Below are 13,195 nucleotides of genomic sequence, written 5' to 3' on the forward strand. Positions count from 1 at the left end.
GGTCAAGTGGATCATTACTTTTCATACACTCTATAAATTGGTATGATTTACTTAATTTAAGGGGGACGATTATATGAAGGTTGTTCGGTCTGTATTTAGGGGATTCCGTTTATTAAGTAAGATGATTAATCCTATATTAAAGGCATTATCTAAAAGTAAATTTTAATAATAAAAAAAGAGCCATCAAATGACGGCTCTTTTTTTACCAAACTATTCTTTTGTTAAAAAAACACTTCACATATTCATAGGCTTCATTTATGGTAACATAGTATATTTTACCTTTGCTATTATACATTTTGTATTGCCACTATCCATTAACACTCACTTTTGCATCAATTGTAAATCCTAATCCCACAAAACCTTAATCCCGCCCGTACTAAAGATTATAGAAACATAGGTTACCCACATATAGAAAGAATTAAAATTCTTTGTCAAAACTATATAAATTCAAGATTTTATATTGCCATATTATACATAATGATACATAGTTAATACAATAGCACAATTAGTAACTAATTAAGGGGGGCTATTGTATGTTTTTAAGTGATAAAGACTTAATGTTCCTTGCACAAAATACTAACTTAATTAAACCCTACATCCCAGAAAACTGTGAAGGTGCAACTATCAATTTAACTTTAAACAATCATATTAAAGTCTATGAATCACAAGATCCTATAATACTTGGTGCTGAAGTTCCTATAGAATGTTATAGAGAAGTTGATATTAGAACTGAAGAATTCTATTTGCAACCCAATCAGTCCATATTAGTCCAAACGAATGAATATTTTAAAATCCCGACAAATATGGCAGCTCAAGTTTTAGAACGTTATAGTGTCAAATTACTTGGCTTTATGATCAGTCCAGCTAGTTACATGAATCCAGGATACGAAGGAAGATTAAGCTTTTTAGCTATAAATCATTCAGCGGTTCCTATACGGTTAACACCTGGGATTAAATTTTGTCAATTAGCACTAATTAAATTAACTTCCGAAGCTTTAAAGCCTTATAACAAGCAAAGTAGTACTGTTTATTATCAATCTGAAAGTGTAAATACATCTAAATTGCATCTGGATACTGAAATTCAAAGCTTTCTTACAGATAGAGGCGTAAGTAATGTATCACTTGAAACTGCTAAAGAACTTGGTGATCACTTAATGACTCATATGAACGAAGCGGCTAAAGAAATAGCCAACATGTTACGTAAGGAGTATAACGGGTCAAATAATGAATAACTTACGAGCTATTGTACAAAGATATGTGGAAGAAGAAACCTTACGGCAATTTTTAGATGTAAACTATGCAACTACTTCAGCTGAGGAAAAACAAAGGATTCTAGACTTCGCAAGAGAAATGACTGAAACTAAAGTACAACAAATTTTAGATATTTTTCTAACAGAAGTTACTCAAAATTCTCCTGAACGCAAAAGGGCTAAAAGACTACATATTTTCACGGCTATTTTAACACTCGTCGCAACAACTGGAATTGCTCACGCTGTTAATTTAGAAAATATGGGGTATATTACTGTATGTGGACTTGTCCTTTTAGCTGTACAAATATATCCAATTGTTAAGGATTAACAGGAGGGCATCATGAGAACATTCAGACATTTCAAAGGTACAATTTACAAAATGATATGCACTGCACAACACTCAGAAACAAACGAAAAACTTGTTATATATCAAAATGATTCTGGAGATATTTTCGCTAGACCTTATGACATGTTTTTTGAAACAATTGAACGTGATGGAGAATTAATTAAACGATTTACGGAAATAGAAACAAAAGACGATTCTAAATAAGAATCGTCTTTTGTTATTTAAATTTCATTTTGTTTACTTCACATACACATAGGCTTCATTTGCAGTAACATAGTATGCTTTTCCTTTACTGTTGTGAACTTTATATTGTGGTGAACCATTTACGCTTACTTTCGCATCAATCGTAAATCCTAATCCTACATCTACAGAACCAGCCACATCTTTATCCTGCCAAGATGGAGCATCATAGAAACGTAGATTTTTAACTTTTGAAACAACACGCTTCCCTACAATAGAAGAATCCACTGTGCTTTTCTTTTCAAACTTCACATAAAATGGATCATTTTTAATCCATTGCTCACCACCAAGATTTAACCAACCATCTTTTTCGCCCCATACAACGTAAGCTTCTGGTTTGTTTAATTGACGAATTTTAGAGTAGCTTGTACCTGGTCCTTTACGCAAATTAATGTTGTAACCTTCAATATAAGCGATACCGTCTGTTACAGCTGTTGGTACATCTGCTGGCTTAGATGGTTTTTCAGGAACAGAAACGTCCACACTAGAATTATTGTATGCGCGTTGTACATCTGCTCTAAATTGAGCTTCTGAAACGCCATGAGACTTTAAGTAGTCAAGTGGATCTTCATGATCTGTACCACCAAGGTATTTCGTTACATCGTAGTGAGTCCATAATCCTTTTTCTACAGATAAACCGCGGTCACGAAGGATTTTAGCAAGTAGCTTCACGTATTTATCATAGCTGCGTTTGAACTTATCGTAATCAGCTGTTTCGCAAAGTTCAACATGTACAAAACGTTTATTAGCAGAAGGTCCACCACCATAGGCGATGTATTTTGTGTCAGCGATTTGGATTGTTTCATTCCAATCTACTGCATAATGAACGAATGCGTTTCTCCATGTACGAGACTCATATTTTTGGATATTGATAGCTGGCGCTTCAGGAGTGGCTGTAGAATGTGCTACAACGCCCTCATAAGCACCTACACCATTGCGGTATGGTTGTTTCGGTAAATCAGGAATAATAAGTGTTCTATCAGCAAAAGCACTTGTGGCAAAAGAACTAGCAAGTACTAGAATCATAAGGACCGAGGTAATATGTTTCATTGTCTTTTTCATTTAGCATCAACATCCTTTTTCATAATTTTTGTATGGTCAAATAATCCACTTGCTGACAGTCCAATGATGATTCCTTGAAATACATTTGTTTTGATATCTCCGTCCAAAAATAAAACGCCTAGCACAATGCCAAGCGTTAAATTTAATAACGGAACATATTTTGTTTGTAATCCAATTGTTTTTACGATCTGCGAAAGACCAACTACAATTCCAATCATTACAGTAATTTCAAACATTACATACCACCTCCTTTCAAGAAGAAAGTAAGAGCTGCTCCAACAAGTTCACCCACAATAAGTCTTAAAATCCAGGTAGTATTGGCGCTGATTTTATCCAACTGCTTGTTGATATTATCAATATCTTTCTCGTTACCTGTTGTTCGTATTTCTAAACTCTTAATCTCTAAACGAATGTCCTTTATCTCTCGTTTAATTTCTTGAACATCGCTTCTTACTTCTTGTAACCCTTCCACTTTGACCACCTCATTTCAAAATAAGAAGAGAGACATATATTTGTCCCTCTTTTGTTATAAAAGCCGTATTTTGTTCAAAATAAAAAACAGCTTATAGCTGTTCGGTTAGTATTGTTTCAGTTGTTGGAATTTCTTGCGGTGGATTTTTACCTGTCAGTTTGAAATAATCATCTGCACAAATATTTTTTTTCGCAAATCCCATATCTAACTCATAAAGTCTTGCACCACGTCCACACAATTCACATCTTGTTGCAATTCTGAAACAGATTGTTCCGTCAGACATTTCTCTCCATACTTCGACCTTACTAGTGCCATCAGGAATGCCCGCATTATTTAACATATCAGCAGGTATTTGGACAGAAATTCCTGTATCAGTTCTTTTTGCATCTACCAGCCTCCCCATAAAAGGAAAGCTTTCACCTGCTTGAAGTGGCATCGTTTGAATGTCATACTTATTCATTTATATCTCTCCTTTTTTATCCAAGGGCATTAAATTTCCAACCATTCGCACTGCTCACATAAAAACCCGGGCCGAGATTACCGTCTGTAAAACGGATATGCCCCCAGCCTTGAAATGCATTTCCACCAAGACTTACACCTTGTGCAGCTCGTATATTAGTAGAAAACTTAACATCTTTTTCTGTTGATATATCAAACGTTTGGCCATCAGGTGCTGGACCTACATTGTTATTTACACTACCTATTGCAATACTATTAAATGGTTGAATACCAGCGGCTCTTTCTGCTGCCGCTCGATCCCAGTTATACATAGATGCATATTTACCACTGTATAGCGTTACACCTGATACACAAACCGCTGTTTGTGCACCGGTTATTTGTCCATTTGCAGAATAGACTTTAATAATTAACGCATGTTCTTGAGGTATATAGTTTGTCGGCACCTTAAAAGTGAATGAATATCTTCTGATTTCTCCATAAAATACAGATGGCTCAGCGAAGTCCATTTTTTGCTCATTCCATATGTCATAAGAAACATTGTCCCTAAACTTCACACAGCATACATGCAAACGTGGTTTCGCTGTTTTACGCACGCCATTTACCATAGCTGCTCTAAAATGTGCAGATACAGTATATTCGTTACCAGGATGTATCCCATTGTTAACCACTGCTTCTGGATAGTTGTACATATCTACCCTTGACGCATTAACCATTTGTTCGTAATCAAATACAGATGTATTTTTTTCTATCACTACATTGCCCTGCGACTTCCAAGTAAGACCATATCCACCTTCAAATCCATAATAATCGCTATTCCCAATGTTTTTCTTTCCAACAGAAGAAAAGTCGGGATCTGCTATTAGATTTCGTCTTGATACTGCGGTTGTTTTAGTTCCCCATTCATCTTGGAATAGGAAATCTAGCATTTTAACGGTTACACCATTTTTATCAATGGTAATCTTATCACCAATAACGTTAATGACATTCGTATCAATACCTTTTGCCGTTAACCATTTCACCATTGTATCTGCATTAATAGCTACTTTTGAAACATCGATTTCTAATTTTTCCGATGAGAAGTTAATAGCTGCAATGATATTACCGTTTTTAACTTCAGCAAGAATTCCTTTATCTAGTACTTCTAACTTTGAGCCTGTTTTCTTTACATAAGCATCAAAAGTCTCATTTATGAAAGTTTCTTGTTTTTCAGAGACGATTGTAACGCCTTTTTCATTAGCGCTGATACTTCTTTCTAACTCTGTAACTTTCTGATTGTATTTTTCAGTTGCTACCTTATCCGCTAAGTCATCCATGATTTTATCTTTGTCGACCATATCCGCTGGGTTTTCAATGTAAGAACTTGCTTTAGTTGCTTTTTGTAACATAGGATGTGCCATCCACATTGTGCCATTTCGAATAACATAAGCTCTTAAACCTACTTTTGTAGCTTCTGGAGGAGCAACAACACTGTATTCCTGTCTCACCCATGTATCATTCGGAATAGTAAAGTTAAGAAAATTACCAGATGATAATTGAGATCCATCTGCTTTCCAAAAGACAATTGCAATTCGCGTGTATTTACTTTCGTGTTCATCCATATTTTTTGTTTTGAAATATGCTGATACCACAACATTTTCTCCAGTAGCAACTGATACTCTATCAGATGTTATATTGCGGAATGCATTATCAGTATTTCCACTAACTGAGAGTTTGAGAGACGAATCACCCCAGTGGGTTTCAGCATTGTCAACAAAGAAGGAAACTGCACTAGACCAATATTTTGTACCTTGCTTTAAACGAGTGTTACGAAGTTCATTCGTTACTCCAATTCCGCCCACATAATCCTCAACTTGTTTAATATCGATTTTAGCTTCAAGCTTTTGTGAAGTCTGTTCAATTTTATTGTTAGCTTCAAATATTTGTTTACCTTGTTCTGTTGTAGTAATAGATAGTTGTTTGACATCACTTGTCATACCATTCATTGATATTTCAAATTTAGCCGTTCGTTCATCAAGATTTTTTACATCTTTTCCGTAATCAGGTATAAGCACTTCCCATTCTGTACCTTTCCAGATTTTTAAGATACCTGGTTTACCATTTGAGATATCACGCCAAAGTGTTTTACCAGGCTCTAATCCTGTCTTCGGCGGGTTTTTGCTTTCAATAATAGTAGTTTGATAGTTTTTAAGATTTTCTTGGACTTTTTCAGCTAACAGTTTCGCTGCTTCTGATTCTTTCTGAGCAGTTTCGGTTTTTTGATCATTCTCTTTTACTAGTTCTTCTAACTTATCCAATAATTCTTTATTGGCTTTACTGCCCAGTGTAGCTAATATTTTGTTGAACATTTTCCGTAATTCTTCGTTTGTATCCACAATCTCGCGATAATCACCAAACACATATTTATCTTGTATAGGATCCGTAAAAGATTCATCACCAGCAATCGCACGAGCTTCAAGATATAATTTCGGTGTAAATCCAGTATCCTTAATTTTTAATGTATCGCCTTCATTAATTAGTTCATGAGCTAGTCCAAATACACGACCGATAGACTGTGCTTGAACATCATAAGAAATAGATGTATTAATACGTTTTTTATGCTCAGTTTTCATAAGAGTCATTAAACGTTGTGGTGTTATATCTTGTTCAGTCTCCGGAGTATAGAATCCGAATTTATGTTGCCCTCGTTCATTCCATCGCTGAAATGCATCATTGTCTACAAGATAAGGAACTCCATTATTAATACTAGAGATGGTTATAAAGTCCCCACCTTCTTTTTTTACGAACCCCAATAAGGCTGTACAAATGTTTTGGGAATTCTCAATTCGTTTGATACCCATCAAGTCTTTACCAAGAGTTACTTCTTTACCGGTATCACGTCCTCGCTTTTTTACCATATCTACATAGCGACCGACAATTTGAGAACCTACGACTTCCGCACGGTATTGGATTTCTAATTCAAACAAGGAAGCAATATCTTTTAAAAATTTCAATGGATCTATAAACTCATCAATTGTCATCGTGTGGAAGCCGGCGTATTCGGTTTTTCCTCTTTTCCACTTTGTCCCCACAAGTGCCATATCAATAAATTCATTGACTGTCTTACCTTCGATTTTCTGTGGATTGATAATTCCTGCTTTTGCAAGTTGAACCCACTCGCCAGAAGCATAAGCAATCATTGATCTATCGTCTGAATCTTTCTCAATTTCAGTAATAACGTATGGAACAATCCGCCCATCCCTTACTTCTTTTAACACTAGATTTTGCTGCATGAGTGTAGCTGCATGGTCCGTATTATCAAATACTTTAAACTCTAATGTATCAATGTTATTTTTTATCTCCCAATGTCGTTTATCGTCCCAATAATCTTTTGGTTGTATATTGGAAACGATTTGACTTGTTTTAAAATCAACAACATGTAATATTCCACTTGGTGTTCTCATCTAAATCGCTCCCTATACGCTACTTTAGCTATTCCAACAGTCGATGGCATTATTTCTAGCTTGTTTGAGCCTTTATTTATAACTGGATAATCACTAAATATATCCTTTAGATTAATCGCGCTCTTACCATTTATCGTTACAAGACTTCGTTCCGTATCAATTACTACTTTATCTCCAACATCAAAAATATATGGTGGATTATCTTGCGTGTTCATATTAACTTTCCATATTTTTAAATCATCGATAGACATTTGTGAACAAAACATATTATTTGAAAACTGAGAAATACTGATTTGCACTTGGGCGACCTTATTCATATTGACATTATTTTCATCTATCCACACTACAAAGCGCTCTGAGTCATCAATCTCCGTACCTAATATAAATTTAGAAATATATGCTTCCCATCTGTTTCCAGTTCTAGCAAGCCATAAGCGACCTCTGAAGTTTGTCCATGTGTCTGCATGGTCCCCATGTTCATTAATGAATACCTGTCCACCTGGTTTTTTACTATTACCAACACTAGCAAATCCGCTGTTTTGTTCCGCTTCCCATTGAACATCAGACATGGATATACGGGCCACATAATCGCTGTTTTCATCCAACAATCCTATTTCAACCCGCCCCATTTGGTCCCAGTGAAAACTATTAATACCTACATAGGCTTGCATGATAAAGTCCTGCAATGGACCTTGTGGAATGTTCTTCTTTGCTATGCAACCATGCCAACCTTTTACTGTAGGTTCACCTAGATATTCAGCCATAAAACGATATCCGTCTGTTTTAAACTTTCCTCCACCAGTCATATCTTCTGTTTTAGGGACATTTGTCCATCCTACAGTGGTCCCCATTTCATCCCACAATACACGCTGATTCCTTTCGACAGGAACTTGATCAGCTTTCAGTGGATATCCAATGCGAAAGTAATTCGTTCCATTCCATACATCAAGAAATGTGGAAGGTTTCTCCACTTCAATTTCAAAAATCGGATTAGATTCCACACTACCCTTATTTTGTACGTTTGCTATTAGACCTCGACCATCATTCATAAAATCAACTGTTTGTATCTGACCTAATTTATAAGGCATTGGGCAAATAAATTTAAGTGTTCCTTTACCAAGGGTAACGAATTCATCTGGATCAAATCCTTCGTCCACAATTGCTAGATATGTTCTATTTGGTTCTACATCAAAAATAAGCTCCACTGGTTGTTCTGTAATTAACCAAGCTGCTATTTCTTCTTTTAATAGTTCTAAGTCGCCACCATCAGGAACTATAATTCCTACAGGAATCGAAAGAACACGGATATCAGTTTGTGTGTTTAATAACCTTGCTCCTGGATAACCTGGAACACTTAGAAAATTCCGTTTTAACGGTGCCCATGTAGGTCTTTTCCATCCTTTTTCAATTTGAATAAAATCTTTACGTTGATTGTTAAATGTAAAAGAACTCATGTTAACACCTCTTTTCTTTATAAAATAAAAGAAACCCAAACCTAAAAGGCTGAGTTTCTTGCTGTTTCTCTATCTTGATACTCGGTTGTATATCGATAAGTACCACGTGCCACATCTCGCCCCTCTAAAACAATAGGAACCTCAACTACCAAGTCACCACCAAGCATTGGAATTGCTCCGCCACCAGATGATCCAGACGAGTAATTAAACACTTGATTTGATACACCGCTTGTCATTGCTTGTTTGCTGTTTGACATACTTCCATATACACCACTCATCACAGTCTTTAATCCTGATAACTGGCTCATAGAACTATCCATCATGCGACTCATATCACCCATTAATTGACTCATAGATCCGGTAGTACCAATCATAGTTTTAGCAATACCTTCACCAATATCTCCAAGTGTCTTTTTATTTAATGGTAAAACCGCTTCTTTTCCAGCTTCTCCTGCTCCTTGTAAATTACCACCATTCATCCCGAATATTGTCGGTTTAGTGAAGATACCACCTTTCGCACGCCAATCAATATTGATTCCGGAAGGATAAGTAACATCTTTACCTAAAACGTTTTTCGTGCTTGTTTCCAAGCTGAAATGTGGAAGAGGTGGCATTTCAGGTTTTGGAATTTTTAACTTCAAGTCACTAAAGAATCCCTTAATCTTCCCAATAAATTCTTCTACTTTGCCAACCGCATCTTTTATTGGGTCAATAATAAACCGTTTTGCCTCTTCAAATTTTTCCTGTGCTGCATTCTTCACAGAATCAAATTTTTCTTTTGCTGAGTTATATAAATCGGTAAATTTTTGTTTCGCTGAATTATAAGCTTCAGTTACTGGATCAATCACATATTTCTTCACCGCATTCCACGATGAGAGTGTAACGGATTTTATAGATTCCCAGTTCTCCAATATCCAAGATTTCAAAGCACCAATTTTTTCTTTTGTCGTATTCCACAGATCTTGAACAGGTTGAATAACATACTGTTTGATTAAGTTCCAAGCTGCTAAAGTAAAGGATTTTATCTCTTCCCATTTCGAACTTAACCAAGATATCAAATCGCCAAATTTTTCTTTTACAAAGTTCCAAGTGTCTAGGACGGGTTGAATGATATATTGTTTAAATAACCCCCATGCAACTTGTGCCACAGCTTTTGCAATTTCCCATTGTGTACCAAGCCACGTAACTAACTCGCCGATTTTTCCACTTACCCAGTCGTAAGCTTCTTGAATCGGTTGAATAATATATTGAGATATTGCCGCCCATGCAATTTGTGCACCTGCCTGTATTAACAGCCAACCCGCTTCTAAAATGGTAGAAACCGCCGAAATAATTGGATCTAAAACAGTAAGAATCGTATTCCAAGTTTCCTGCCAAGCTTGAGTTAACGCCCCCCACAATTCGGAAGCTGTTGTAACTAAAGAAGACCACCAAGAAGAAGCCGTTTCGACAATCCCGGACCATAAACTACTAAAGAATTCGCCTACTGGATCAAAGAAACTATGCATCATTTCTGTGAATGAAGCCCAGGCCCCCGAAAAGAATTCCACTATGGAATTCCATGTATCACTACATATCTGACCTATACCTGTCCATAAATCACTAAAAAATTGACCAATGGGATCAAAAAATGCATGCATTGTTTCTAAAAGTGAAGCCCAAACTTCACTAGATAATTGAACTATACTGTCCCACAGTCCTATTAAGTATTCTTTAATAGAATTCCAGGTTTCTATTGTCCAATTTTTGATATCGTCCCAGTTTTTATAAATGGCTACACCTAAAGCAACTATAGCGGCTATGATAATTGGAACAATGGCAACTATACCAGCCGCTGCAGCCGCTCCAATCCCGAAGATACTCATGACCGTCACAACTATAGGCGCAAGTGCCATAATCGCACCGGAAATTATACCAATGGCAGTTGCTACGGCTGCAAGCGTTGCTGCCAATGCTGGATTATTAGTAACCCATTCAGCAAATTTAGATACCAGATCAGCTACAACTGATAACACTGGTTCTAGCGCCATCTTTAAATCACCTAAAGCCTTTTGCATTTTAACAGCTGGATTCGCATCCATTTTCTTTATTGAGTCATTTAATTGATCTTGATTTTTTTTGAAATCGACTGTTTTTTCTTTCGCTCCTAGCAAAGTATTAATGATGTTTTGCCCTTGATCTTCATACATTGTCATTTTGTTATCGTAAAGGCTTTTTATCCTCTACTTCTTACAGTTCATTTCCTGTAAGTTCGGCATACGTTTTCACTTATAAAGTGTCGCGGTCTCGTGGAGGGATTATATCTTTTCACCCTCTATGCTCTGCCCCTGACTATATTTTATATAGCCTTCGGTTCAAGTTAGGAATCGCACCCTCCTTGCTTCATACCGCAATTTTACTTCGGCACAATTTATCATCTACCGAAAAGCTTTACCCCTAATTCGTTACGTTTCGTTTCATCTTCTACTTGTGATAATGCTAGAGCAATATCAGTCATAGCTGCCGAACCTTCTTTACCACCATTAGCTACAGCTTGACCCCATTTTTGCAATTGTTCAGCTGAAATATTAGTACCTTCAAGGGTTTCTTTCATTGCTTTATCGATACCTTGACCAAACTCAGCGGCTTTAATACGCCCCTCTTTCAAACCATCTAAGAGATTATCAATGTTCCAAGTACCAGTTTCAACACCAGCTTCCATAATAGCTTGTACTTCCTCTGCATTATATCCAGCTCGTGTTAATTGCCCTCCATATTCGGCGATTATATCCAATTGTTCAGAAGGGAATCCGACTTTTAAAAGAGAGTTTGTTAAAACTAATGCGGCATCATCGGTTATTCCTAATTCATTGCCAATTTCATGTGCTTCTTGAATTAACTCAGTAAAATCTATACCAGAATAGGCTTGTGAAATAGCTGCCGCTCCTTTAACAACTGCTGCATTCGCTTCATCACTTACACCTTTATTCAATGCCCACTGCCTACGCACACCTTCTAAAGCCGCTTCCCCATCAACACCATAGGCTTCGATACCTCTAACTGCTTCTTCTACGGATTTTTTCGAAGACTCAGGGACATCAAAAGTTATATCAATTTTTGTTTTTAATTTAGACATATCAAGTGCTTGTTCAATGGTTCCTGCAATACCACCACCAGCAACCATCGTCCCAAGTACATTTTCTAAACCAATATCTAATTCTTTAAATTCCTTTTGTGTTCTTTGGGCTTCTTGTTGTAAATCTTTTAATTCATTTCGCACTTGTTGAATGGAGTTCCCATCATCCACAGATCGAAGCGCACGTTGTAACTTTTCAATATCTGCTTCTGTCCCTAATGCTTCTCGACCGATAATTCCAATTGCCTGCTCTAACTGTCTACTTGTAGCCGTTCCACTTTTAATTGCATTCACAAGACGATTTCCTAACGCTCCTGCAAAATCATCAACACTTTTTCCTGTAGCCCTAAATAATGTTTCTAATTGTCTAGTTGAACTTGCTACATTTTCTTGCTCGGCTTTCATGTTTCCTAATTTATTTTTAAGACCATTAAGTGACCCTTCTGTAAATTCAATTTCACGCCTAAACGCTCGATATTGTTCTTCAGAAATCTTACCGTTTTGAAATTGTGCTTGTACTTGTTGTTCTGCTGCCTTTAACTTATCTAGTTTTTCAGTTGTATTTTCAATTTGTTGAGTAAGTAATTTTTGCTTCTGAGCTAATGCTTCTACATTTCCAGGATCAAATTTCAAAAGACGTTCTACATCTTTTAACTCTTTTGCTAAATCATTACTACGTTTATTAACATCCTTTAAGGCGTTTTGTAAACCAACGGTATTACCGCCAATCTCAACCGTAATTCCTTTAATTCTTCCTGCCATATTTTCACCTCATTTCTTAGAAAGAATCGTAATCTTTTTGATTCGCTTTTCTTACTTTTTCTTTATCTGGATTTTCCATTTCAGCAAATTCAGAAATATAATCAAAACAATCACCGATTGTCATATCTTCTAAATCCCAACGTGTTAATTTTGCTTTATAACAAAGAGCAAGGAACGTATCGGTTGTTAATTCTTCATCACCGAAAGTTCCTTGCTCGTCATCATTTCCTGTTATTTTTTTTTTGCTCCCATAGTGAGTTGAACTAATTCCATGATTTCTGGCATGATTTCTTCAATAGGGAATTCTTCAAATTCATCCAACCACGTCATAGGATCAGGAATGCTTGGATCAGCCGTTTTAGCGTATAACCAAGTCAAGTCATAAATAAGTTCAAAGTCCACTTTACTTATATCAACATTAGACATATCAATAGGTTGTTCTGACCCATCTGGTGAAGTTAAAGCATTAATCGCTCCTAACCCCATCATATCTGCAAATAAATTTCGTCTGAATTGTGCTTTATATCGTTTAACTGTTGCCGCTGTAGCTTTTAATCGAACCTGTTTACCATCAATTATGATTGTCTTTTCCACT

General features: G+C 36.3%; 11 protein-coding genes and 1 pseudogene. 3 read left to right on the plus strand and 9 right to left on the minus strand.

Annotated features, from left to right (window positions below; all coding sequences use genetic code 11):
- Positions 1-533: 533 nt before the first annotated feature.
- From dcd to MHI07_RS17410, 3 genes are read left to right on the plus strand one after another with little or no spacing between them, the layout of a single operon-like run.
- A complete protein-coding gene (gene dcd, locus MHI07_RS17400) occupies positions 534-1,232 on the plus strand; it encodes a dCTP deaminase (protein WP_340825386.1) in 699 nt (232 codons plus the stop codon).
- Positions 1,225-1,578 (plus strand): hypothetical protein, encoded by a 354-nt coding sequence (locus MHI07_RS17405; protein ID WP_097818164.1) that lies wholly within the window; start codon positions 1,225-1,227, stop codon positions 1,576-1,578. Before dcd ends, MHI07_RS17405 begins: the two co-directional genes overlap by 8 nt.
- 12 nt (positions 1,579-1,590) lie before the next feature.
- Positions 1,591-1,800: a DUF1653 domain-containing protein gene (locus MHI07_RS17410; RefSeq protein ID WP_340825390.1), complete on the plus strand. Its 210-nt coding sequence runs from the start codon at positions 1,591-1,593 to the stop codon at positions 1,798-1,800.
- 33 nt (positions 1,801-1,833) lie between these two features.
- Here MHI07_RS17410 and MHI07_RS17415 read toward each other — a convergent pair whose 3' ends face one another.
- The 9 genes and pseudogenes from MHI07_RS17415 to MHI07_RS17455 all read right to left on the minus strand — a co-directional run bounded on the left by MHI07_RS17415 (position 1,834) and on the right by MHI07_RS17455 (position 13,194).
- Positions 1,834-2,898, minus strand: coding sequence for an N-acetylmuramoyl-L-alanine amidase (locus tag MHI07_RS17415; protein ID WP_340825393.1), 1,065 nt, complete (start codon positions 2,896-2,898; stop codon positions 1,834-1,836).
- Positions 2,895-3,134: a holin gene (locus MHI07_RS17420; protein WP_286118892.1), complete on the minus strand. Its 240-nt coding sequence runs from the start codon at positions 3,132-3,134 to the stop codon at positions 2,895-2,897. Before MHI07_RS17420 ends, MHI07_RS17415 begins: the two co-directional genes overlap by 4 nt.
- Positions 3,134-3,370 (minus strand): hemolysin XhlA family protein, encoded by a 237-nt coding sequence (locus MHI07_RS17425; RefSeq protein WP_340825395.1) that lies wholly within the window; start codon positions 3,368-3,370, stop codon positions 3,134-3,136. The genes MHI07_RS17420 and MHI07_RS17425 overlap by 1 nt, the downstream gene beginning before the upstream one ends.
- A 91-nt stretch (positions 3,371-3,461) precedes the next feature.
- Complete coding sequence (locus MHI07_RS17430) at positions 3,462-3,830, minus strand: hypothetical protein (protein WP_340825397.1); 369 nt, start codon at positions 3,828-3,830, stop codon at positions 3,462-3,464.
- Between the two features lie 16 nt (positions 3,831-3,846).
- Complete coding sequence (locus MHI07_RS17435; RefSeq protein WP_340825399.1) at positions 3,847-7,269, minus strand: phage tail spike protein; 3,423 nt, start codon at positions 7,267-7,269, stop codon at positions 3,847-3,849.
- The gene (locus MHI07_RS17440) at positions 7,266-8,723 is read right to left on the minus strand and encodes a distal tail protein Dit (protein ID WP_340825401.1); all 1,458 of its coding nucleotides are present in this window, start codon (positions 8,721-8,723) and stop codon (positions 7,266-7,268) included. Before MHI07_RS17440 ends, MHI07_RS17435 begins: the two co-directional genes overlap by 4 nt.
- 41 nt (positions 8,724-8,764) lie before the next feature.
- Complete coding sequence (locus MHI07_RS17445; protein WP_340825403.1) at positions 8,765-10,918, minus strand: phage tail tape measure protein; 2,154 nt, start codon at positions 10,916-10,918, stop codon at positions 8,765-8,767.
- Between the two features lie 224 nt (positions 10,919-11,142).
- A pseudogene (locus MHI07_RS17450) lies at positions 11,143-12,600 on the minus strand (DUF2207 domain-containing protein); the annotation flags it as partial.
- Between the two features lie 231 nt (positions 12,601-12,831).
- Positions 12,832-13,194, minus strand: coding sequence for a hypothetical protein (locus tag MHI07_RS17455; RefSeq protein ID WP_340825406.1), 363 nt, complete (start codon positions 13,192-13,194; stop codon positions 12,832-12,834).
- Position 13,195: the final 1 nt, after the last annotated feature.

It is taken from the genome of Bacillus sp. FSL H8-0545 (assembly GCF_038006105.1).
GTDB lineage: Bacteria > Bacillota > Bacilli > Bacillales > Bacillaceae_G > Bacillus_A > Bacillus_A cereus_U.